At 70.7% G+C, this 20,533-nt stretch carries 26 protein-coding genes; 12 read left to right on the top strand and 14 right to left on the bottom strand.

Annotation, left to right across the window (positions count from 1 at the left end):
• The first annotated feature begins 11 nt into the window (after nucleotides 1-11).
• Genes BO39_RS01610 through BO39_RS01600 form a run of 3 tightly spaced genes read left to right on the top strand, consistent with a single transcriptional unit; the run spans nucleotide 12 to nucleotide 1,784 of the window.
• Nucleotides 12-1,025 carry a glycosyltransferase family 2 protein gene (locus BO39_RS01610; protein ID WP_084697752.1) on the top strand — a complete coding sequence of 338 codons (1,014 nt, stop codon included), beginning with the start codon at nucleotides 12-14 and terminating at the stop codon, nucleotides 1,023-1,025.
• Nucleotides 1,022-1,357, top strand: a complete 336-nt coding sequence (locus BO39_RS01605; protein WP_043829297.1) for a DMT family transporter — start codon at nucleotides 1,022-1,024, stop codon at nucleotides 1,355-1,357. Before BO39_RS01610 ends, BO39_RS01605 begins: the two co-directional genes overlap by 4 nt.
• A gap of 7 nt (nucleotides 1,358-1,364) precedes the next feature.
• A complete protein-coding gene (locus tag BO39_RS01600; RefSeq protein WP_052401295.1) occupies nucleotides 1,365-1,784 on the top strand; it encodes a DUF3574 domain-containing protein in 420 nt (139 codons plus the stop codon).
• Here the strand turns inward: BO39_RS01600 and BO39_RS01595 are convergent.
• The 5 genes from BO39_RS01595 to BO39_RS01575 all read right to left on the bottom strand — a co-directional run bounded on the left by BO39_RS01595 (nucleotide 1,781) and on the right by BO39_RS01575 (nucleotide 6,733).
• Nucleotides 1,781-3,667, bottom strand: coding sequence for a TRAP transporter permease (locus tag BO39_RS01595; protein ID WP_052401294.1), 1,887 nt, complete (start codon nucleotides 3,665-3,667; stop codon nucleotides 1,781-1,783). The two genes, BO39_RS01600 and BO39_RS01595, sit on opposite strands and share 4 nt — an antisense overlap.
• Before the next feature lie 10 nt (nucleotides 3,668-3,677).
• On the bottom strand, nucleotides 3,678-4,661 hold the full coding sequence (locus tag BO39_RS01590; RefSeq protein ID WP_043829295.1) for a TAXI family TRAP transporter solute-binding subunit: 984 nt from the start codon (nucleotides 4,659-4,661) through the stop codon (nucleotides 3,678-3,680).
• Between the two features lie 84 nt (nucleotides 4,662-4,745).
• Nucleotides 4,746-5,594, bottom strand: a complete 849-nt coding sequence (gene pdxY, locus BO39_RS01585) for a pyridoxal kinase PdxY (protein ID WP_043829293.1) — start codon at nucleotides 5,592-5,594, stop codon at nucleotides 4,746-4,748.
• 93 nt (nucleotides 5,595-5,687) lie between these two features.
• Nucleotides 5,688-6,431, bottom strand: coding sequence for a glucose 1-dehydrogenase (locus BO39_RS01580; protein WP_043829291.1), 744 nt, complete (start codon nucleotides 6,429-6,431; stop codon nucleotides 5,688-5,690).
• A gap of 77 nt (nucleotides 6,432-6,508) precedes the next feature.
• Nucleotides 6,509-6,733 carry a hypothetical protein gene (locus BO39_RS01575; RefSeq protein WP_043829289.1) on the bottom strand — a complete coding sequence of 75 codons (225 nt, stop codon included), beginning with the start codon at nucleotides 6,731-6,733 and terminating at the stop codon, nucleotides 6,509-6,511.
• Between the two features lie 224 nt (nucleotides 6,734-6,957).
• On the opposite strand from BO39_RS01575, the gene rpmE reads away from it, so the two are divergent.
• Entirely contained in the window at nucleotides 6,958-7,185 is a 228-nt protein-coding gene (gene rpmE / locus BO39_RS01570; RefSeq protein ID WP_043829287.1) for a 50S ribosomal protein L31, read from the top strand.
• Between the two features lie 217 nt (nucleotides 7,186-7,402).
• The gene (locus BO39_RS01565) at nucleotides 7,403-7,894 is read left to right on the top strand and encodes an Hsp20 family protein (RefSeq protein WP_043829285.1); all 492 of its coding nucleotides are present in this window, start codon (nucleotides 7,403-7,405) and stop codon (nucleotides 7,892-7,894) included.
• Between the two features lie 80 nt (nucleotides 7,895-7,974).
• On the opposite strand, the gene BO39_RS01560 is transcribed toward BO39_RS01565, so the two are convergent.
• Nucleotides 7,975-8,178 carry a DUF1192 family protein gene (locus BO39_RS01560; RefSeq protein ID WP_084697751.1) on the bottom strand — a complete coding sequence of 68 codons (204 nt, stop codon included), beginning with the start codon at nucleotides 8,176-8,178 and terminating at the stop codon, nucleotides 7,975-7,977.
• Nucleotides 8,179-8,305: 127 nt separating this feature from the next.
• On the opposite strand from BO39_RS01560, the gene BO39_RS01555 reads away from it, so the two are divergent.
• Complete coding sequence (locus tag BO39_RS01555) at nucleotides 8,306-8,860, top strand: DUF1013 domain-containing protein (protein ID WP_043829281.1); 555 nt, start codon at nucleotides 8,306-8,308, stop codon at nucleotides 8,858-8,860.
• A gap of 119 nt (nucleotides 8,861-8,979) precedes the next feature.
• On the opposite strand, the gene BO39_RS01550 is transcribed toward BO39_RS01555, so the two are convergent.
• Nucleotides 8,980-9,162 carry a YdcH family protein gene (locus BO39_RS01550; protein ID WP_043829279.1) on the bottom strand — a complete coding sequence of 61 codons (183 nt, stop codon included), beginning with the start codon at nucleotides 9,160-9,162 and terminating at the stop codon, nucleotides 8,980-8,982.
• 169 nt (nucleotides 9,163-9,331) lie between these two features.
• Here BO39_RS01550 and BO39_RS01545 point away from each other — a divergent pair, with 169 nt between their 5' ends.
• From BO39_RS01545 to BO39_RS01530, 4 genes are all read left to right on the top strand, one after another.
• A complete protein-coding gene (locus BO39_RS01545; protein WP_043829277.1) occupies nucleotides 9,332-9,532 on the top strand; it encodes a YdcH family protein in 201 nt (66 codons plus the stop codon).
• Between the two features lie 35 nt (nucleotides 9,533-9,567).
• Nucleotides 9,568-10,023, top strand: a complete 456-nt coding sequence (gene purE, locus BO39_RS01540) for a 5-(carboxyamino)imidazole ribonucleotide mutase (protein WP_043829772.1) — start codon at nucleotides 9,568-9,570, stop codon at nucleotides 10,021-10,023.
• Complete coding sequence (locus tag BO39_RS01535) at nucleotides 10,020-11,153, top strand: 5-(carboxyamino)imidazole ribonucleotide synthase (protein WP_043829275.1); 1,134 nt, start codon at nucleotides 10,020-10,022, stop codon at nucleotides 11,151-11,153. The genes purE and BO39_RS01535 overlap by 4 nt, the downstream gene beginning before the upstream one ends.
• A 178-nt stretch (nucleotides 11,154-11,331) precedes the next feature.
• Nucleotides 11,332-12,477 carry an OmpA family protein gene (locus BO39_RS01530; protein WP_043829274.1) on the top strand — a complete coding sequence of 382 codons (1,146 nt, stop codon included), beginning with the start codon at nucleotides 11,332-11,334 and terminating at the stop codon, nucleotides 12,475-12,477.
• Between the two features lie 154 nt (nucleotides 12,478-12,631).
• On the opposite strand, the gene BO39_RS01525 is transcribed toward BO39_RS01530, so the two are convergent.
• From BO39_RS01525 to def, 3 genes are all read right to left on the bottom strand, one after another.
• The gene (locus tag BO39_RS01525) at nucleotides 12,632-13,174 is read right to left on the bottom strand and encodes a hypothetical protein (protein ID WP_043829272.1); all 543 of its coding nucleotides are present in this window, start codon (nucleotides 13,172-13,174) and stop codon (nucleotides 12,632-12,634) included.
• A gap of 174 nt (nucleotides 13,175-13,348) precedes the next feature.
• On the bottom strand, nucleotides 13,349-13,930 hold the full coding sequence (locus BO39_RS01520) for a COQ9 family protein (protein WP_245614885.1): 582 nt from the start codon (nucleotides 13,928-13,930) through the stop codon (nucleotides 13,349-13,351).
• Nucleotides 13,927-14,454 (bottom strand): peptide deformylase, encoded by a 528-nt coding sequence (gene def / locus BO39_RS01515; RefSeq protein WP_043829270.1) that lies wholly within the window; start codon nucleotides 14,452-14,454, stop codon nucleotides 13,927-13,929. Before def ends, BO39_RS01520 begins: the two co-directional genes overlap by 4 nt.
• A gap of 219 nt (nucleotides 14,455-14,673) precedes the next feature.
• On the opposite strand from def, the gene rpsU reads away from it, so the two are divergent.
• A complete protein-coding gene (gene rpsU / locus BO39_RS01510) occupies nucleotides 14,674-14,877 on the top strand; it encodes a 30S ribosomal protein S21 (RefSeq protein ID WP_043829268.1) in 204 nt (67 codons plus the stop codon).
• 91 nt (nucleotides 14,878-14,968) lie between these two features.
• Here the strand turns inward: rpsU and BO39_RS01505 are convergent, their stop codons facing one another.
• Entirely contained in the window at nucleotides 14,969-16,552 is a 1,584-nt protein-coding gene (locus BO39_RS01505) for an ABC transporter substrate-binding protein (protein ID WP_043829266.1), read from the bottom strand.
• A gap of 130 nt (nucleotides 16,553-16,682) precedes the next feature.
• Between BO39_RS01505 and BO39_RS01500 the strand changes: the two genes are divergently transcribed.
• Nucleotides 16,683-17,444, top strand: a complete 762-nt coding sequence (locus BO39_RS01500) for a gamma-glutamylcyclotransferase (protein WP_052401293.1) — start codon at nucleotides 16,683-16,685, stop codon at nucleotides 17,442-17,444.
• Nucleotides 17,445-17,511: 67 nt separating this feature from the next.
• Here the strand turns inward: BO39_RS01500 and BO39_RS01495 are convergent, their stop codons facing one another.
• From BO39_RS01495 to BO39_RS01485, 3 genes are read right to left on the bottom strand one after another with little or no spacing between them, the layout of a single operon-like run.
• Nucleotides 17,512-18,924: an NAD(P)(+) transhydrogenase (Re/Si-specific) subunit beta gene (locus BO39_RS01495; protein WP_043829263.1), complete on the bottom strand. Its 1,413-nt coding sequence runs from the start codon at nucleotides 18,922-18,924 to the stop codon at nucleotides 17,512-17,514.
• Nucleotides 18,925-18,928: 4 nt separating this feature from the next.
• On the bottom strand, nucleotides 18,929-19,333 hold the full coding sequence (locus BO39_RS01490) for an NAD(P) transhydrogenase subunit alpha part 2 (RefSeq protein WP_043829260.1): 405 nt from the start codon (nucleotides 19,331-19,333) through the stop codon (nucleotides 18,929-18,931).
• Between the two features lie 12 nt (nucleotides 19,334-19,345).
• Nucleotides 19,346-20,494 (bottom strand): Re/Si-specific NAD(P)(+) transhydrogenase subunit alpha, encoded by a 1,149-nt coding sequence (locus tag BO39_RS01485; protein ID WP_043829258.1) that lies wholly within the window; start codon nucleotides 20,492-20,494, stop codon nucleotides 19,346-19,348.
• Nucleotides 20,495-20,533 lie beyond the last annotated feature (39 nt).

Here is a 20,533-nt window from a genome sequence, read left to right as displayed (position 1 = left end):
ACCCGAACGCCATGCGCCCCGATGCCCTGACGGCGCCCCTCCCCGCCTCCCTCACCGGGGAGGTCCTCCCGCAGGAGGGCGTCGGCCTCTCGATCGTGGTGCCCGTCTATCGCGGCGCGACCACCATCGGCACGCTCGTCGCGGCCCTTTCGGCGCTCCGTCCCGTGGGCGGCATCGAAATCGTCCTCGTCAACGACGGCTCCCCCGACAACTCCGCCGAGGTCTGCCGCGACCTCGCCGCGAAGGCCACCGTGCCGCTCACCTATGTGGAGCACGCCCGCAACTTCGGCGAGCACAACGCGGTCATGTCCGGCCTCCGCGTCGCCCGCGGCCGCTACGTCATCACGATGGACGACGACCTCCAGAACCCGCCGGAGGAGGTGCTGAAGCTCTATGACCACGCCCGCCTCGGCAACTGGGACGTCGTCTACACCCGCTACGCCATCAAGGAGCACGAGGGCTGGCGCAACCTCGGCAGCCGCTTCGCCAACGGCGTGGCGGACCTGCTGCTCGACAAGCCCCGCGGCCTCTATCTCTCCTCCTTCCGCTGCATGAGCGCCCTCGTCGTCCGGGAGGTCGCCCGCTATGCCGGCCCCTACCCCTATATCGACGGCCTGATCATGCAGGTCACCCAGCGCATCGAATCCATCGAGGTCCGCCACCTGAAGCGCGTGGAGGGCCGCAGCAACTACACGCTCCGCCGCCTCGTCCGGCTCTGGCTGAACCTCGCCACCAACTTCTCCCTCCTGCCCGTGCGCCTCGCGACCTTCGCGGGCCTGGCCATGGGCTTCCTCGGCATCGTCGCCTCCTTCTTCGTCATGGCCGAGGCCATGACGGGCGAGACCCCTTCCGGCTGGGCCTCCACCATGACGGTCACGCTGCTGCTCTCGGCCGTGCAGTTCCTCATCCTCGGCGTGCTCGGCGAATATGTCGGCCGCGCCTTCCTCTCGGCCAACGGCACCCCCCAGGGCGTCGTGCGCGACGTCGTCCGCGCCCGCCCAGCCGACGAGGAAGACGGCCGATGAGCGCCCACTGGATCGCCCTCGCCGCCGCGATCGCCACCTCGCTCGCCGGCCAGATCCTGCTGAAGTCGGGCGCGACCGGCGATGGCGGCTTCTTCGCCCAGCTCTTCCGCCCGCACACCGTCGTCGGTCTCGGCCTCTACGGCGGCGCGGCCCTGCTCTACATCGTGGCGCTGCGCCGCATCCCGATGTCGGTCGCCCTGCCCTGCACCGCCGCCTCCTACGTCGTGGCCGTGATGATCGGCCACTTCGCCTTCGGGGAGGCGCTCGGCGCCCAGAAGATCGCCGCCGTCGCGCTTATCAGCCTCGGCGTCGTCATGCTGGCCAGCGCCTGAGCGCGGCTTGCGCCCGCCCGCCCGACTGCGGACCGGCACCCTGCTGCTCCCGCTCATTCTCGGCGCCTGCGCCCTCCCGCCGGCCTGCCCGGCGGGCACCGCGCCCGCTGCCATCGCGGAAGTCGCCCTCGGCCGCAGCAGCGCTGGCCGGCTGCGCGTCACCGATGCCGAATGGTCCGCCTTCCTGGCCGAGGAAGCCACCCCGCGCTTCCCCGAGGGCCTGACCGCCCTTGACGCCGAGGGCCAGTGGCGCGCCCCCGACGGCCGGATCTTCCGCGAACCCTCGAAGCTCCTCCTGCTCGTCCTTCCCGGCGCCAGCCTCGCGGAGGCCGCCGCCCGGACGGAGCCGCTCGCCGAGGCCTACCGCGCCCGCTTCGCCCAGGAGAGCGTCCTGCGCAGCCTCCGTCCAAGCTGCGCCGGCTTCTAGGCCGCCCGACGCGCCACTCCAGCCCCTGCGCGCGAGAGCGCCCAGGCCAGCCCCATCGCCGCCACCGCCAGCGCCAGCCGCCCCGGCCCCGGCACCACCGGCATGAAGGCGGCAACCAGCCCCGCCAGCCCCAGCACCCCGCGCGCCACCAGCCCCATCGGCGCGAGAAAATAGCCGGCGTAGGCGGCCGTGATCGCCACCAGCGCCGCCACCTGGATGGCGGTCGCCAGCAGGATGTCGAGCACCCCGCCCTGCATCATGATCCCGGGGTCGTAGACGAAGGCGAAGCCCACGGTGAAGCCCGCGATGCCGAAGCGCGTCGCGTGCAGGCTCGTGATCGTCGGCCCCGCCCCGGCGACTGAGGCCGCCGCGAAGGCCGCGGCCGCCACGGGCGGCGTCGCATCCGCCAGCACCGCGAAATAGAAGAGGAACAGGTGCGCCGGCAGCAGCCCCACGCCCATGGCGACGAGCTGCGGCACCCCGATCGCCGCCGCGATGATGTAGGAGGGCGTGGTCGGCAGCCCCATCCCCAGCACCAGCACCGTCAGCGCCAGCAGGATCAGCAGCAGCGGCAGAGAACCGCCCGCGATGTCCTTGATGATCCCCCCGAAGGCCACGACCATCCCCGTGGCCGTCAGCGCGGAAACCACGATTCCCGCCCCCGCGATGGCGACCGCCAGCGGCGCCATGGTCAGCCCCGCATTCACCAGCGCCTCGAAGATCGCGCGCGGCGTCATCCGCGTCCGCCGCCGCAGCATGGCGACGGCGATCATCGCCAGCGTCGCGCAGAAGGCCGCGTAGTTGCCCGACCAGCGCTCCATCATGAGGTAGACGAGCACGCCCATCGGGATCACGAGATGCGCGTCCGCCAGCACCTCCCGCCAGGGCGGAACATCGGCCGCCGGCATGGGCGCCATCCCCATTCGCTTCGCCTCGAAATGCACGGCGGCCAGGATCGCGAAGTAATAGAGCACCGCCCCGAGCGCCGCCGCGACGACGATCTCGCCATAGGCGATGTTCGTGATCTCCGACATGACGAAGGCCGCCGCCCCCATCACCGGCGGCATGATCGCCCCGCCCACGCTGGACGCCGCCTCGATCCCCCCCGCGACAGCCGGCCGGTACCCGATCCGCTTCATCAGCGGGATCGTCATCGCCCCCGTGGTGATGACGTTCGAAACGGAAGACCCGCTCATCGTGCCGAACAGCCCGGAGGTGATGACCGCCACCTTGGCTGGCCCGCCCGTGTAGCGCCCTGCCGCCGCGGCCCCGAGATTGCTGAACAGCCGCCCCGTCCCGCTCCCCGCCATGAAGGAGCCGAAGATGATGAAGACCGCGATGGTCGTGGCCACGATCCCCGTCAGCGGCCCGTAGACGCCGCCCGCCGTCGGCACCAGCCAGGAGGCTTCGAGGATCTCCGCGGCGGAGAATACGCGCGTGTTCAGCACCCCCGGCAGCAGGTGCCCGAAACCCATGTAGGCGATGCTGATGATCACCATCCAGGCGAGGCCCGGCTCCACCGCCCGCCGCGTCGCTTCCAGGAGCGTCACGATCGCCAGCACGGCCATGACGGACATCGCCGGCGTGAAATCGTCCACATATTCCATGCGGTCCGACACCGCGCCGGCATTCCACCACACCCATAGATGCGGCGCCGCCGCCGCCAGGAACCAGGCCCAGTCCACCAGGCTCGGCCGCGCCTTGGGGCTCGAAGCCCGCGCCGGCCATAGCAGGAAGATCGGCGGCACGAAGGCCAGCAGGTGGAAGGCGCGCATCCCCACCGGCTCCGGAAAGCCGACCCCACCGAAGTAGAGGTGGACCGCCACCGCCAGCGCCAGCCACCCGGACAGAATGGGCCGCAGCGGCCCCTTCAGCGCGCGCAAGACGAACCGCTCAGGCCGGCATCACGCCGGCCTCGCGATAGGCCTTGGCCGCGCCCGGATGCAGCGGCGCGCCCGCATACTTCCAGGCCTGGGCCGGGTCGTAGCTCGCCATGGAGGCATGGATCTGCGTCAGCCGCGGCCCCTTGGCCGCGATCAGCACCTTCGTCAGCTTGTAGGCGACCTCGTCCGGCACCGTCTCGTGCACAACGATCACGCTGTCCATCGTCGTCACCGGCACATCCGCCGATTGCAGCGCCGGATAGGCCGAGGCCGGCAGCACGCCCTGGTTATAGGCATAGGCGTCGATCAGGTGCTTGCGCACGTCCTCGGGGAAGGCCACCAGCCGCGCCGCCCGCCGACCCGTGCCCAGTTCCGTCAGGATCGCCGCCGGCTTGGCCAGCGCCATATAGAGATAGTCCACCTGCCCGTCCCCGAAGGCGGCCGCGATGTCGTTGTAGGACCCGTTGAGGTAGGTCCCGCCCTCCGCCCGGATCTTCTCGGGCGAGGTGCCGAGGAACCTCAGGATCCGCTGCAACGTCATCTCGTCGGTCGAGGAGCGCTGCGGGCAGCCGATCCGGATGCCCCGCTGCGTCAGGATCGCTCGCATGTCCTCCTGCGTCTTCTCCGCCGCGCGGACGAAGTTGTGCTCCGTCGGCGAGTAGCCGGTGCCGAGAGTGCGGATCTTGTCGTGCTTCGCGCGGTAGGGATCCTCACCCCGCACCGCGGCGGCGGTGAAGGCGTCGATCCCCCAGCCCATCTGCGACTGCCCGTTGTTGATGCGGGTGGGGTTCGCGAGCCCGCCGCCCGGCACCACGCGGATCTGCAGGTCCGCCTCGTCCTTTGCCAGCGCCGCGATGCCCGCGCCCATCGTGTACCACCCACCGCCGAGCGAGCCCGCGACGAACTCGAAGGTCTGCTGGGCGCTGGCCGTGCGGATGAAAGGCATCGCCAGCGCGCCGCCGAGCACGAGCCGGCGGGGAAGGATGGGCAGCATGGGGGCCTCCGAGGGGCTTGGGGCGATGGGTTTCGCGGGGCCGCGATGATGGGCGCGTCGCCGCGTTCCCTGCAATGCTCGTGCCTAGCAGGGCTGCGCCATGAACACCCTGGACGGCGTGACGAACTCCTCCTGCGCCGCCACGGTCAGGATCTCCCGCGACTTCTCCTCCGCCGTCCGCCGCAGCAGCCCGAAGATGGAAGACGTGGCCGCCGAGAGCGCGAGGCGCGAATCATCCCAGCGCAGCCGATGGAACAGGAACAGCGCTGCCATCGCATCCCCGGCGCCGTTGACGGAGATCGGCAGCTTCGGCGTCCGCACCCGCCAGAACCGTCCCTCCTCGCCAGCCAGCAGGTCCACCGAATCCTCGGGCGTGTCCTCCACCTGAAGGCTGGTCACGAGCACCGTCCGCGGCCCGCGGCGCTGAAGCTCCGTCACCGCCGCCTTCGCGTCGTCCAGCGACACCACCTGCCGCCCGGTCAGCCATTCCAACTCGAACTGGTTCGGCGTCACGATCCCCGCCGCCGGCACCGCACGATCCCGCATGAACTCGGGAATCCCCGGCCGCACGAACACACCCCGTCCGACATCGCCGATCACGGGGTCACAGCACCAGACCGCTGCCGGATTGGCCACCCGCACCCGCGCGAAGGTGTCAATGATCGCCTCCCCGATCGCGGCATCCCCCATATAGCCCGAGAGAACGGCGTCGCAGCGAGCGAGAACCCCGCGCTCCTCGATCCCCTGCACGAGATCCCCGATCAGCTCCGCCCCGAAGACCTGCCCGCGCCAGGCGCCGTAGCCCGTGTGGTTGGAGAACTGCACGGTGTTCAGCGCCCAGACCTCCGCGCCCAGCCGCTGGAGCGGGAACACCGCGCTCGCATTGCCGACATGCCCGTAGGAGACCCAGGACTGGATCGAGAGGATGTTCATCGCCGCACCCCGCCCGCGCTGCCTCGAATCACCGCCCGCGCGGGCCGGGGCGGCGCGTCCTCCCTAGACCCGCCTCGCTTGCCCGGAAAGCGGTCAGGCGCAGCGCCCGCCATCCACCGGCAGCAGCACGCCGGTGATGAAGGATGAGGAATCCTCCGCCAGCCACACGCAGGCATTGGCGATGTCATCGGGCGTCGAGAGCCGCCCGAGCGGAATGGTCGCAAGGAAGCGCTGCCGGTTCTCCGGCGTGTCCTCCATCCCCATGAAGGCCGAGGTCAGCCCCGTCACCCCCATCACGGGGCAGACCGCGTTCACCCTGATGTTCCCCCGCGCCCATTCCTGCGCGAGCGACTGGGTGAACACGTTCACCGCCCCCTTGGTGCCGTTGTACCAGGTCAGCCCCGGCCGCGGCCTGAGCCCCGCGGTGGAGGAGATGGTGATGAAGGACCCGCCGCCCCGCGCCACCAGCACGGGATGCGCCGCCCGCGCCATCAGGAACACCGACTTCACGTTGGTGTCGAAGACCCGGTCGAACTCCTCCTCGCTCACTCCCAGCGAGTCCCCGTTCTTGTAGGTCCAGCCGGCGTTGTTCACGACGATGTCGAGGCCCCCGAAGGCCTCCACCGTCCCCTTCACCATCGCTTCGATATCCGCAGCCCGGGAAACGTCGCCGCCGAAGGCCACCCCGCCGATCTCGCCAGCTACCCGCCGCGCGCCCTCCAGGTTCAGGTCCGCCACCGCGACCTTCGCCCCCTGCGCCGCGTATTCCCTGGCGATCCCCTCGCCGAAGCCCGACGCCGCGCCCGTGACGAGCGCGACCTTGCCCTGAAGCCGCATGCCTTAGTTCCCTCCGCCCGCGGTCCCTGCGACCGGTCCGCTGATTTCCGGCAGTCTGGAAACCGGCGGGCGGCGGGTCAACGCTGCCGGGCGCGCGGCTTGGCCATGGGGGGGTCCTTCAGCCACCGCTCCTTCATGGCCACCCATTCCGTCCGGCTGTCGCTGCACAGCCGCAGCAGGTCCTCGGGCACCTGCTCCTCGAGCACCGCGTCATAGGCTTGGTGGACGCTCCGGCGGAGCCAGAGGTCGAAGGGATCGGCCGAGGGCTCCTCGGCGCGCGGGGGTCGCGGGCGGAGCGTCATTGCATCGCCTCATAGGTTAATTCACCGAATTCAACGCGTCGGGCGGCCGGATCGCTGCCTTCCCACGCGAAGCTCCGCCGGATTTAACGCTTGCGCCTTTCCTGCGCGGTCCGGGTTGGCCGACGATGCGAGGAATGGTTGCGCGCTCTGCCCGCGCCCGCTAAACGCCGCCCCTCGCGCTTCCGGTCGGCATCGGCGGCGCCACAAGTCATGGAACCCGCCCGATGAAGCCCGACATCCACCCCGACTACCACGAGATCACGGTCATCATGACCGATGGCACCACCTACAAGACCCGCTCCTGCATGGGCGCGGCCGGCGACACGCTGCGCCTGGACATCGACCCGAAGTCCCACCCGGCCTGGACCGGCGTGCAGCGCGTGATGGACACGGGCGGACAGATCGCCAAGTTCAACAAGAAGTTCGCGGGCATCGGCGCCCGCAAGGGCTGATCTGCAGCGGCCGAAAGGCTGGCTTGCACGGGATGCATATCGGAGGGGGCCTCGGCGCTTGAAGCGCCGGGGCCCTTTTCCCATTTCATGGTTGTCGGTGATGCCCAACGGGGTCGCCGGCGTGAGGCAGAACGGCACGCACGGCCCGCTCGGGGGTGCAAGCGCTGGAATGCCACGCATTGTCCATCGATGACCTTGCTCCAGCAGGAGGTTTCTCGTGAACAGCTTCGACTTTTCCCCCCTCTTCCGCACCGCCATCGGCTTCGACCGCCTCGCGCGGCTCGTCGACACGGCCCGCGTTGCCGCCGATGCCCCATCCTACCCGCCCTACAACATCGAGCGCACGGCGGACGACGCCTACACGCTGACGATGGCGGTCGCCGGCTTCGGCCAGGACGACATCGAGATCACGGCGCAGGACAACGTCCTTCTCATCGCCGGCCGCGCTCCGCAGGCCACCGATGAGGGTCGCTACCTGCACCGCGGCATCGCCGGCCGCGCCTTCGAGCGCCGCTTCGTCCTCGCGGACCACATCCGCGTTGAGGGTGCGAACCTCGAGAACGGCCTCCTCCACGTCGCGCTCCGCCGCGAGGTGCCCGAGGCCCTGAAGCCGCGCCGCATCGCGATCGGTGGCCGTCCGCAGCAGCCCGCGCTCGAGGGCCGTGCCGAGGCTGCCAACACCCAGGAGGGCCAGGTCCAGGCGGCCTGACCCCAGGGTAGATACCTCGGTAGATACTCAGGTTGCGTGAGTGACGGAGGGGCCGGCGGAGCGATCCGCCGGTCCTTTCTCTATGCTCCCGGAGGCTTCCGGAAGAACGAGTCCGCCGCCGCCCGCTGCGCCGCCCGGGCCGCGATCGCCGCCTCCGCCCGCCCGATCTCCGTCCGCAGCGCCTCGATATAGGCGCGCAATGTCTCTTCCGACCATTCCGCCAGCGCGGCGGGGGCAAAGCTTCCCGGTGTTGCCCGCGGGCGCCCCTCGTCCTCGAACATCATCTTCCTCTCTTCCGGCTTTGACCGGCCTCATCCCCGTCTCTATATCCCGCCCAACCCGGCAGGGGACCCGCTCCCCCGCCGCCCCCCTCCGCGACGATCGCCCCTCCGGGGCGCGACGAGGCCCCAGATGTCCACGCCCCTGATGCCCAAGGCCACCGCCGTGTGGCTGATCGACAAAACTTCCCTCACCTTCGACCAGGTGGCCGATTTCGTGGGCATGCACCCCCTCGAGGTCCAGGCCATCGCTGACGGAGAGGTGGCGCAGGGCATCGTCGGCTACGACCCCGTCGCCAATGCCCAGCTCACCCGCGAGGAGATCGCCCGCTGCGAGGCTGATCCCAACGCCCGCCTCGTGATGATGCAGTCCAGCCTTCCCCAGCCGAAGATGCGCGGCAAGGGCGCGAAGTACACGCCGGTTGCCAAGCGCAACGACCGCCCGGACGGCATCGCCTGGCTGCTCCGCAACTACCCGCAGCTGACCGACGCCCAGGTGGGCAAGCTCCTCGGCACCACGAAGGAGACGATCGCCAAGGTGCGCGACCGCAGCCACTGGAACTCGGCCAATATCAAGCCGCGCGACCCCGTCATCCTCGGCCTCTGCACCCAGGGCGACCTGAACGCCCTCATCATCTCCATCGGCGCCCAGCCGGTGCCGACGGCGGTGGAGGACGACGCGGCCTGAGCCGCACCGCCTGCCGGGCATGAAAAAGGGCGGGCCCCTCGGGACCCGCCCTTTCTTTGCCCATCCGGCGGGCCTGACCCCCTAAAGGGGCCGGCGCGGCACCGCCCGGGCCGGCGGCGCTACTGCGGCCTCGCCCTCTGCGCCTCGAACCGCTCCATCTCCTCCTTCAGTCGCAGCTTCTCGCGCTTCAGCCGGGCCAGCTCGAGGCTGTTCGGCATCGGCCGCGCATCCTCCTCCGAAATCCGCGCGTCGAGCGCGTTGTGACGGTCCTTGAGCGACTGGAGCCGGTGCGGGTTCAGCATGCGCTTTATCCTATTCCTGCCAGTTTCGGTCGTTGACGCGCGGCGTCTGTCACCGCCGCGCGGGAGATGATATGGCAATCCGCCAAGGGGGCACGAGAATTCTCACGCCCTTATCAACCCGCCTGCCCCTTCCTGCCGGGGCCGGGCCACCCGACCGATCCGGGGGACCATGCTGGCCGAACGCGACAGCCTTTTCCGCCGCCTCACCGAGCTGCGGAGCGAGCACCGCGACCTCGACACGGTGATCGCGCGCCTTGAGGACAGCCGGCACGATCAGCTTCAGCTCCAGCGGCTGAAGAAGCGCAAGCTGAAGCTGAAGGACGAGATCTCCTGGCTCGAGAGCCGCCTCGTCCCGGATATCATCGCTTGAGCGCGACCGAAGCCCCGCCCCTCGTCGGCATCATCATGGGCTCGCGCTCCGACTGGGAGACGATGCGCCACGCGGACGAGACCCTCTCCGCCCTCGGCATCCCGCACGAGTGCCGCGTCGTCTCCGCCCATCGAACCCCAAACCGCATGGTGGACTACGCCGGCGCGGCCGCCGGGCGCGGGCTGAAGGTCATCATCGCGGGGGCCGGCGGCGCCGCCCACCTGCCGGGCATGACAGCCAGCCTCACTCGCCTCCCCGTTCTCGGCGTACCCGTCGAGAGCCACGCGCTGCGCGGGCAGGACTCCCTTCTCTCCATCGTCCAGATGCCCGCCGGCATCCCCGTCGGCACGCTGGCCATCGGCCGCGCCGGGGCGGTGAACGCGGCCCTTCTCGCCGCCGCTATCCTCGCCCTCTCCGATCCCGCCCTCGCGGAACGCCTGGACGCCTACCGCACGGCGCAGACCGAATCGGTGCCGGACCTCCCGGCGTGACCGCCGCCCCCACCGGGCCGCTCCCGCCCGGCGCGACCATCGGCATCCTCGGCGGCGGACAGCTCGGCCGCATGACGGCGCTTGCCGCCGCCCGGCTCGGCTACCGCTGCCACGTCTTCTCCCCCTCGCCGGGGGAGCCAGGCACTCTCGTCGCCGCCACCAGCACCATCGCCCCCTACGAGGACGCCGCCGCCCTCGACCGCTTCGCCGAGGCCGTGGACGTCGTCACCTTCGAGTTCGAGAACGTCCCCGCCGCGACTGTCGAGCGCCTCGCCGCGCGCCGCCCCTGCCGCCCGGGCATCCGCGCCCTCTCCACCTGCCAGGACCGCCTGGTGGAGAAGGCCTTCCTCGAGCGCGCCGGCGTCCCGGTCGGCCCCTGGGCCGCCATCCACTCCGCCGCCGACCTCCCCGCTGCCCTCGCCAGGGTCGGCCTGCCCGCGGTCCTGAAAACGACCCGCCTCGGCTACGACGGCCGCGGCCAAGCCATCGTCCGCACGGCCGAGGAAGCGGAGGCCGCCCTCGCCCGCCTCTCACCCCATCCGCTGATCGCCGAGGCCTTCATCCCCTTCGTGGCGGAGATCTCCGCCGTCGCGGCGCGCGGGGCGGACGGCACCACCGTCACCTACGACGCGGTCGAGAACCGCCATGCCCACCACATCCTCGACCTCTCCTTCGCCCCCGCCCGCTTGCCAGAAGGGGCTGCAGAGGCAGCCCGCCGCCATGCCGCTGCCGTCGCCGGGGCGCTGGACCTGGTGGGCGTGCTGGCCGTCGAGTTCTTCCTCCTCCCGGATGGAAGCCTGCTCGGCAACGAGGTGGCGCCCCGCCCGCACAATTCCGGACACTGGACGATCGACGCCTGCCAGGCGAGCCAGTTCGACCAGCACGCCCGCGCGGTCGCCGGCCTGCCGCTCGCTCCCACCGAGCGCCACGCGGATGCGGTGATGCGCAATCTCGTCGGGCCGGAGGGCATGGCCCTCTGGCCGGCCTTGGCTGCGGCGCCGGGCGTATCGCTGCATCTCTATGGCAAAGCTGAAGCCCGGCCGGGGCGGAAGATGGGCCACGCGACGCGGCTCTTCGCGCGCGGGACTCTCTCGTCCAGCCCCGAATCGATCCTGCTCTCCCATCTGTGACCGAAATGCCAGGGTCCGCTGTGGCTGTCTCGCCACAGTGCCCTGAAACCCTGCCGCAACGCCCGTCTGCGCACTGCACGAGAGCGACCCGGATGATACATAGGGTCGACGCGGCGCCGGAATCGGGAGTCACCTGATCCTCGCGCAGCGCCGCCCTGGTGGATCAGGAGTTCACATCATGAGCCTGAAGAAGGCCCTTCTGGCCGCGACAATCCTGTCGCTGCCGCTTGCCGCGCAGGCCCAGCCTGTCAGCGGCATCTACATCGCCGCTGGTGCCGGCGTTAACCTGAAGCAGGAGTCCAAGGACACCGTCGGCGGCGCCGCTGGTGCCTTCCTGCGCGCCGGTAACCCCGGTGGCGACCGCGTCGTCACGAAGTTCGAGCCCGGCTGGGCCGGCGTGGCCAGCATCGGCTACGGCTTCGGCAACGGCCTGCGCCTCGAGGTCGAGGGCAACTTCCGCGAGAACGACGTCTCCGACTTCCGCTTCGGCAACGTCAACCCGCGCCTCCAGTCCGGCCGCAGCCGCACCTACGGCGTGATGGGCAACGTGCTGTACGACTTCGTCATCCCGGGCGTGCCCGTGATGCCGTATGTCGGTGCCGGCGCCGGCTACGCCTGGTCCGAGTACGACGGCGTGAGCGGCGTCGACTACACCGGCCCGAACGGCCGCCGCCTGCTCGTCGACGACGTCGACAGCCGCTTTGCCTACCAGGGCATCGCGGGCGTGGCCTTCCCGCTCGGCGTCCCCGGCCTCGCGCTGACCGCCGAGTACCGCTTCCTCGGCACGCTGTCCCCGCAGTTCGACGCTCGCCTGCAGACGCAGACGAACGCTCAGGCCGCGCTCGGCCAGCGGACCAACATCGCGGCCAACAGCCGCCTTGAGGCCGACAACTTCAACCACTCCATCCTCGTTGGCCTCCGCTACGCGTTCAACGCGCCGCGCCCGGTCGCGCCGGTTGTCGTCCCCCAGGCGCCTGCCGTGCAGCCGGCTCCGGCCCGGACCTACCTCGTGTTCTTCGACTTCGACCGCGCCGACCTGACGGACCGCGCCCGCCAGATCATCGGTGAGGCCGCCCAGGCCGTGAACACCACCGGCACCACCCGCATCGAGGTGGCCGGCCACGCCGACCGCTCGGGCACCCCGCAGTACAACCAGCGCCTGTCCCAGCGCCGCGCCGAGGCCGTTGCGGCCGAGCTGTCGCGCCGTGGCATCGCCCGCAACCAGATGTCGATCCAGGCCTTCGGCGAGAGCCGTCCGCTGGTCCCGACGGCCGATGGCGTGCGTGAGCCGCAGAACCGCCGCGTGGAGATCGTCCTGCGCTGAGCAGGCGATCCCTCACGGGGAGAACAGGAGGGGGCGGGACCGCAGGGTCCCGCCCCTTCTTCTTTGGGGCACGCCAGCCAGGGCGCCAGAAACGAAGAAGGGCGCCTTGCGGCGCCCTTCGGGATGCTTCGGGGGGGAGAGGGGGAAGAAGGCTTCAGCGCGAGCGGGTCGAGACCTGGCGCACGGCGGTCGGGCGGCGCTCCGGCGCCGAACGGGACGGGGTCGCGGCCGCCGTCGTCGTGGCGCTGCACTCGCTGCTGCCATGCGGGTTGGAGATGTTGTTCTGCACCGCCAGCGTCGCGAGCGCCTCGGAGGTGCGCGGCACGGACATCGCGGCGGTGAACAGCGGCGCGACGTTCTGGCAGAAGTTCGAGCCCTGGCGGCCGCTGTCCATCTGCTGCACGTTCGCCAGCTCGGTCACGAAGTTGTCGCGCGAGCGGACACCCACGGCGCCGTTGGCGCGGCGGTAATAGGTGGACATGCCCTCCCAGGCGCCCGAGAGCTGGCCCTGATACTGGCGCACGAAGTTGTTGTACTGCTCGTCCTGCTTGCACAGCAGGGCGGCGACCATGAGCTGGCTCTGCAGGGCGCGCACGTCGAAGGCGGTCTTCTCGGCGGGGCGCATGCAGGTCTGCGCGACGGCCGGCGAGGCCAGGAGGGCAGCCGCGAGACCCGCGGCAAGGAAGCGAGACGACATCTTAACCGGGTTCTCCCGAAAGCATTCGAGGCGGCGACCCCGCCCCTGCCGCACATCTAGCCAGTCGCGACCGGCGATGCACGCGGCAAGTTCACGGCAACGTATTAAATCTCTCAGAGGCTTAGGGCCCGTGGCGGAAATGCCATGGCAAGGCCGGAAGGCCGCGGCGGGCGCTCAGGAACCTCCCGCCGGGACCGGCCGCCGGAGCCGCGCCAAGCCCGCCAGCCGCCGGTCGAGGAACTCCAGCGCCGCTTCCACGCCGACGGGTTCGCGTAGCCAGTAGGCAAGCGTCGCCGCATAGACCACCCCCAGCGTCGCCCGCCGCGTGTACCAGGAGAAGTCGGCCGAGCGGTCGCCGGCTGCCGCCCAGATCGCGTCCGCGCTCCGCGCCAGGCTCCGCGCCGCCGCAACGGCGTTCCAGGGCAGCGCCATCAGCGCCAGGGCCCGGCGCAGCGCCTCCCGCTCGCCAGCCGCCTGCCGCAGCCGGATGCCGATCAGGCGGCGGATGCGGGCGGGGATCCGCAGCGCTTCCAGCTCCTCCCCCTGCGCTTCCTCCTCCATCCGGCGATCGGCGAGGTCGATCCAGACCTCCACGGCCTCGACAGGCCCGCGGGGAAACAGCCAGCGATGCGCCGCCGGCTCCTCGCCGAGGTCGCGCAGGCCCGCCTCCAGGGCCGCTACCGTCCAGCCCAGGCGCGGCACATGCGGCAGGGCCGCCATCACGGCCGCGTCCCGCTCCTCGCTTCGCTCGATCACGGCGCCACCTCCTTCGCGTCCGTCGCCGCCGGCTTCGCCTGGAAGCGCGACAGTTCCTCGACGAAGCCGAGGCGCGACAGGTCTTCCATGCGCATGGGGTAGAGCATCCCCTCCAGGTGGTCGAACTCGTGCTGCATCACTCGCGCGGCCAGCCCGTCCGCCTCGCCCGAGACCGCCGCCCCCTCGGCGTCCAATCCCCGCCAGGCGATCCGGGTCGGCCGCGTCACCTCTCCCCTCAACCCGGGGATGGAAAGGCACCCCTCCCAGGCCGCCTCCCGCTCCTCGGTCAGGGGCGTGATCTCAGGGTTGAACAGCGCGAAGACGCGCTTGCCGTCCCGCATGACGAAGACGCGCAGCGGCACGTGCACCTGGGGCGCCGCCAGCCCAAGCCCGCTGGCGTCGAGCATCGTCTCGGCCATGTCCGTTACCAGGCGCCGCATGGCCGGCGCCGTCGGGTCCGGCACCGGCTCCGCCCGCTGCAGCAGCACCGGATGGCCCAGCCGGGCAATCTTCAGAATGGCCATATCAATTCCGCTGGTCCTACCTTCCGTCGGCCCGGTGAAACCCCGCGCCCGCCCGCATGTTGGGGCACGACCCGGATTCGTCACCAGGGACCGCGGCTTTCGGGCTTCCACCCGGAACCGGCCACGTGCTAGACCGCCGAACCTTCGCTGGTCGGATTCGTCCGTCCGGCCGTTCGGCCATCCTTATCATCCATCCTCAGGCAAGGAGGACGTTGCCGCGTGCAAGTCGTCGTTCGGGACAACAACATTGACCAGGCGCTGAAGGCGCTCAAGAAGAAGCTGCAGCGCGAGGGCGTCTTCCGCGAGATGAAGCTCCGCCGCCACTTCGAGAAGCCCTCCGAGCGCCGCGCGCGCGAGGCCGCCGAGGCCGTCCGCCGTGCCCGCAAGGTCGAGCGCAAGCGCCTGGAGCGCGAGGGCTTCTGAGCCCTCTCCCCTCCCGCACGGAGGGGAACACCGAAGACGCCGGATGCCGCGGCGCGGGGAACACCCCGCGGTCCGCGGCTTTGGTGCGTCTTCAGGCCGACTTCTTAAGATTCCAGAAGGTCGCGAAGCTCGGCAGCACGTCGGTCAGCGTGTTCCGATAGGCTGTCGCCTGGAAGTACTGCCCAAGCGGCACATAAGGCACCGTCTCGAAGGCGCGCCGCTGGATCCGCCCCGCCACCATCCGTTGCGCGGTCGCGTCGGGCGCGTTGAACCACTCGTCCCGCAGCGTCTCCAGGTCGGGGTCGTCGGGCCAGCCAAACCAGCCGGTCCCACCATTCGCCCGAAGCAGCGTATGCGCGGCCGGCGTCGCGTTGTCCGCCCCGGCGCTGAAGGTCACGAAGGCGCTCCATCCGCCCTGCCCCGGCGCGGCCCTGCTGCCGCGGCGGGACAGCACCGTCCCCCAGTCCGTCGCCTGGTAATCCACGTTCATGCCGATCTTGCGCAGCGTGTCCGCCATCACCTCGCTCATGGCGTTCACGTGGGGCAGGTCGGTGGGCACGATGAAGACCACCGGCTCCCCCTTGTAGCCGGCCGCCATCAGCTCGCGCTTCGAGCGCTCCAGGTCCCGCGGCCGGCTCAGCACGTCCAGCGCCACGTCGTTCGCGAGCGGCGTGCCCGGCGTGAAGACGCCGCAGGGCACCTTCCACATCGCGGGGTCGCTGCCGGCGCAGGCGATCATCAGGTCGGACTGGTCGATCGCTCCCAGCACCGCGTGCCGCACCCCCTGATTGTCGAAGGGCGGGTGCAGGTGGTTCATCCGGAAGCTCGCGGCATAGCCTGCGCGGTCCAGCACCCCTACGGTCAGGTTGCGGTTCCGCCGCAGCAGGGGCAGCAGGTCCGGCGTCGCGAAGTCCCACCAATCTACCTCGCCGGCCTGCAGCGCGGCGGCGGCGGTCGCGGGGTCGGGCGTCGTCAGCCACTCCACGCGGTCGAAGTTCACCACCTTCGCCCCCGCTGTGCCACTCGGCGCGCCCGGGGCCGGCACGTAGCGCTCGTTCCGCGCATAGACCGCCCGCGCGCCCGGCACCCGCTCCCCCGCCACGAAGCGATAGGGGCCGGAGCCGACCATCTCCGGCACCTGCGTCGTCGCGGGGATGCTGGCCAGCCGCTCCGGCATCATCGCGGGCATGAAGACCCCGAACTTGCCCAGCGCGTTCGGCAGCATGGGAAATGGCCGCTTCAGCCGGAAGACGATCCGCCGGTCATCGGGCGCCGACAGCTCGTCGGTCGCGGCCAGCAGCGTGCCACCGAACCCGTCCCGGCTGCCCCAGCGCCGGATGGAAGCGACACAGTCCCGCGCCAGCACCGGCGTCCCATCGTGCCAGAGCAGCCCCTCGCGCAGCGTCAGCGTCCAGCGCCGCCCGTCCTCCTCGACGGTGTGCCCCTCCACCATCTGCGGCCGCGGCTCGTAGCTGGTGTCGGTGCCGTAGAGCGTGTCGAAGACCATGAACCCGTGGTTGCGGGTGACGTAGGCGGTGTTCCAATGAGGATCCAGCGTCGAGAGATCCGCCTGCGGGATGAAGCGCAGCACCCGCGGCCCCTGTGCGGCCCCTAGCCGAGGGGCCGACAGGGAAAGGGCGGCAGCCGTGCCGAGAAGGAGCGAGCGACGCTTCATGGGAGGATTCGCCTCACGGAGGGGCGCCCATGGCAGCACGGCAACCCGTTTCCGCAAAATCCTTCCTGATCCGCCCCGCGAACCCCTGCCCCGCTCCGGCGTTGCGCCCGCGACATCCCCGGACCACCCCATGCCCAAGCTGACGCACGACCTGATCGAACGCGCCGTCCCGCCGCTCCAGCCGGGCCGCGAGGCGCCCTTGCCCGACGAATACCGCCTGCGCGCGGAAATGCTCGTCTTCCTGCACGGCCGCGATCCCGCACTCGGCCTTTGGGTCTTCGCCTACGGTGCCCTGATGTGGCAGTTCGCCGAAGCCGCGCCGGACATCGTCGCCCCTGCCCGCCTGCCCGGCCTCGCGCGCCGGTACACCATCAGCGACATCCAGGACCGCGGCACGCCCGATTCGCCAGGCCTCACCCTCGCCCTGGAGGAAGTCCCGGCCCTCGCCTGCGCGGGCCTGCTGATGCACCTGCCTGGCCCGAAGGTCGAAGACCGTTTCTGGCCCGTCTGGCAGCAGGAGATGAGCGGCGGCTTCTACGAACCGCAATGGCGCGACGCCGTCCTCTCCCGCACCCATGACGGTGGCGGCGCCCCGATCCGCGCCCTCGCCTTCGTCGCCCGGCACGAGCACGCGCTTTATGCGGGTGAGAAGCCTCTCAGCGCGGTGGCCGACACCCTCGCCCACGCGCGCGGCAAGAACGGCACCGCCGCCGCCTACCTGCTGGACGCGGCGGAGACTTTGCGCCGCCACGGCATGCGCGACGCCCTGCTGGAGAGCCTTGAGGCCGAGGTCGCCCAGCGCCTCGCGCCGCCAACCCTCCGCGCCTCAGCCGGTGGTCCGCCGATCGAGGCCGGCCGCGCCAGGGCCGCACGCAGCGCCGCACCCGGCTGAGCCCCACGAACGAGAAGGGCCGGGGATCCCTCCCCGGCCCTTCCCACGATCAGCGCCCGCGCCGCCGCTACTTCTGCAGCGCCTGGACGATCTGCTGCGTCACCTTCTTCGCGTCGCCGAAGAGCATCATCGTGTTGTCGCGGAAGAACAGCTCGTTCTCCACGCCCGCATAGCCGCTGGCCATGCCGCGCTTGACGAAGAACACCGTCTTCGCTCGCTCCACCTCCAGGATCGGCATCCCGTAAATCGCCGAGGACTTGTCGGTCTTGGCCGCCGGGTTCGTCACGTCGTTCGCCCCGATGACGTAGGCGACGTCCGCTTCCGCGAACTCGGGGTTGATCTCCTCCAGCTCGTGCACGTCGTCGTACGGCACGTTCGCCTCGGCCAGCAGCACGTTCATGTGCCCGGGCATACGGCCGGCCACGGGGTGAATGGCGTACTCCACCGTTGCCCCCTCCTTCTTGAGGAGGTCCGCCATCTCCCGCACCACCTGCTGCGCCTGCGCCACCGCCATGCCGTAGCCGGGCACGATGATGACCTTGCCGGCGTTCTTCATGATGTAGGCCGCGTCCTCCGGGCTGCCGGACTTCACCGGCCGCGCGGGCTGCGCCGCACCACCGGCCGCCGCCGCGCCGCCGGCATCCGAGCCGAAGCCGCCCAGCAGCACGTTGAGGATGGAGCGGTTCATCCCCTTGCACATGATGTACGAGAGAATGGCACCGGAGGCGCCGACCAGCGCGCCTGTCACGATCAGCAGCAGGTTGCCGATCGTGAAGCCGATCCCCGCCGCCGCCCAGCCCGAGTAGCTGTTCAGCATGGACACCACCACCGGCATGTCCGCGCCGCCGATCGGGATGATCAGCAGGAAGCCCAGCCCGAAGGCCAGTAGCGCGATCAGCCAGAACAGCGCGAGGTTGCCGCCGGTCATGACGAAGGCCGCGATCAACACGATCAGCAGGATGCCGAGCGCGGCGTTCAGATAGTGCTGCCCGTTGAACAGGATGGGCGCGCCCGACATCCGCCCGTCGAGCTTGGCGAAGGCGATGACCGAGCCGGAGAAAGTGATGGCGCCGATGGCCAGCCCGAGCGACATCTCCACCAGCGACTGCCCGTGGATGTTCCCCGGCACGCCGATGCCGAAGCTCTGCGGCGCGTAGAGCGCGGCCGCCGCGACGAACACGGCGGCCAGGCCCACCAGCGAGTGGAAGGCCGCGACCAGCTGCGGCAGCGAGGTCATCTGGATCCGGTTCGCCACCACCGCGCCGATCCCGCCGCCGATGGCGAGCCCGGCGATGATCAGCCCGATCCCGCCCACGCGCATGCCGGGCTGGGCGAGGGTCGCGACGATCGCGATCCCCATGCCCACCATGCCCATGATGTTGCCGCGCCGGCTCGTGCTGGGGTGCGAGAGCCCCTTCAGCGCGAGGATGAACAGGACGGAGGCGACGAGATAGGCGAGGGTCGAGAGCGTATGCGCCATCGTCTCAGCCCTTCCGCTGGAACATGGCGAGCATCCGCCGGGTCACGAGGAAGCCACCGAAGATGTTCACGGCCGCCAGCGTCACGGCGATGAAGCCGAAGGCCTGGGCCAGCCAGGATTCACCCAGTCCCGTCGCCAGCATCGCGCCCACCACGATCACGGAGGAGATGGCGTTGGTCACGCCCATCAGCGGGGAGTGCAGCGCCGGCGTCACCGACCACACCACGTGGTAGCCGACGAAGCAGGCGAGCATGAAGATCGTCAGCAACAGCAGGAAGGGCTCGGCCGCGGCCGCCCCGTGCTCGATCATCGGCATGGCCTCGCTGGCCGCTGCCCGCGCTTCCATGGCGAGGGAAAGGGCGCGCTCGGCCATGGCCTGGGCGCGGATCGCGAGTTCCTCGGCGTGCATCCTGTATCCCCCTCAGCCAGCCGCGAAGTTGGCGTGAACGACCTGCCCGCCCCGGGTCAGCATCACGCCGCGCACGAGATCATCCTCCGCCGGCAGCTTCGGCGCGGAGGCGTCCTTGTCCCAGAAGGTCGTCAGGAAGGTCAGCAGGTTGCGGGCATAGAGGCTGCTCGCCGCCGCCGGGATGCGCGCCGGCCAGTTGCGGTAGCCGAGCACCTTCACCCCGTTGGGCGTTACCACCATCTCGCCCGGCTGCGTCAGCGCACAGTTGCCGCCGGCATCGGAGGCAATGTCCACGATCACTGAGCCTGGCTTCATCGAGGCGACCATCGCCTCCGTCACGAGGATCGGTGCCTTCCGGCCCTGCACCAGTGCCGTGCAGACCACGATGTCCATCTTCCCGATCGCGGCCGCGACCACCTCGGCCTGCTTGGCCAGGAACTCCGCGCTCATCGGCTTGGCGTAGCCGCCGGCGGTCTGGGCCGCGCGGCTCTCCTCGTCCTCGTAGCCGACGAAGCTGGCGCCGAGGGACTTGATCTCCTCCTTCGCTGCCGGCCGCACGTCGGTCGCCGAAACCCGCCCGCCGAGCCGCCGCGCCGTCGCGATCGCCTGCAACCCGGCGACGCCCGCCCCCATCACCATGACATTGGCCGCCGGGATGGTGCCGGCCGCCGTCATCAGCATCGGGAAGCCGCGGTCGAAGGCCCCTGCGGCCTCCACCACCGCGCGATACCCCGCAAGATTCGCCTGGGAGGAGAGCACGTCCATGCTCTGCGCCCGCGTGATGCGCGGCAGCATCTCCATCGAGGCCGCATCGACGCCCGCTGCCGCATACCGGCCCGCCGCATCCTTGTCCGCGCCCAGCGTGCCGATCAGCAGCGCCCCGCGCGGGATCAGCGCCAGCTCGTCCAGCTCGCCCTCCCCGGCCGCGAGCGGCGCGCGCACCTTCAGCACGATCCCGGCCCCGGCCAGCGCGGCGGCGGCGTCCGGCGCCACCTCGGCGCCCGCCTCGGCATAAGCCGCGTCCGGCACGCCGGCCGCCAAGCCCGCACCGGACTCCACCGCCACCGTCAGCCCCAGCGCGATGAATTTCCGCACGGTGTCCGGAACCGCGGCCACGCGGACCTCGTCCGCCCGGCGCTCCTTCAGAACGGCAAGCCGCATGTTCACAATCCCGTCGACACTCGTGGACGCAACATTGCG

Source organism: Roseomonas aerilata DSM 19363, assembly GCF_000711725.1.
Classification (GTDB): Bacteria; Pseudomonadota; Alphaproteobacteria; order Acetobacterales; family Acetobacteraceae; genus Roseomonas; species Roseomonas aerilata.
Note: the sequence above shows the minus strand (reverse complement) of the source record. Positions and strands in the feature narration are given on the sequence as shown.